The organism is Enterobacter sp. GER_MD16_1505_Eko_090, from assembly GCF_003331015.1.
GTDB lineage: Bacteria > Pseudomonadota > Gammaproteobacteria > Enterobacterales > Enterobacteriaceae > Enterobacter > Enterobacter roggenkampii.
Map to the genome: position 1 here is coordinate 1 of NZ_PUQF01000071.1, position 740 is coordinate 740.

The window sequence follows — 740 nt, forward strand, 5'->3', positions numbered from 1 at the left end:
CTGATGGAGCTGCACATGAACCCATTCAAAGGCCGGCATTTTCAGCGTGACATCATTCTGTGGGCCGTACGCTGGTACTGCAAATACGGCATCAGTTACCGTGAGCTGCAGGAGATGCTGGCTGAACGCGGAGTGAATGTCGATCACTCCACGATTTACCGCTGGGTTCAGCGTTATGCGCCTGAAATGGAAAAACGGCTGCGCTGGTACTGGCGTAACCCTTCCGATCTTTGCCCGTGGCACATGGATGAAACCTACGTGAAGGTCAATGGCCGCTGGGCGTATCTGTACCGGGCCGTCGACAGCCGGGGCCGCACTGTCGATTTTTATCTCTCCTCCCGTCGTAACAGCAAAGCTGCATACCGGTTTCTGGGTAAAATCCTCAACAACGTGAAGAAGTGGCAGATCCCGCGATTCATCAACACGGATAAAGCGCCCGCCTATGGTCGCGCGCTTGCTCTGCTCAAACGCGAAGGCCGGTGCCCGTCTGACGTTGAACACCGACAGATTAAGTACCGGAACAACGTGATTGAATGCGATCATGGCAAACTGAAACGGATAATCGGCGCCACGCTGGGATTTAAATCCATGAAGACGGCTTACGCCACCATCAAAGGTATTGAGGTGATGCGTGCACTACGCAAAGGCCAGGCCTCAGCATTTTATTATGGTGATCCCCTGGGCGAAATGCGCCTGGTAAGCAGAGTTTTTGAAATGTAAGGCCTTTGAATAAGACAAAA

1 protein-coding gene is annotated in these 740 nt (G+C 52.8%); it reads left to right on the forward strand.

Annotation, left to right across the window (positions count from 1 at the left end; genetic code table 11):
- Positions 1 to 15 precede the first annotated feature (15 nt).
- Complete coding sequence (locus C6A40_RS24810; protein WP_001067855.1) at positions 16 to 720, forward strand: IS6-like element IS26 family transposase; 705 nt, start codon at positions 16 to 18, stop codon at positions 718 to 720.
- Positions 721 to 740: the final 20 nt, after the last annotated feature.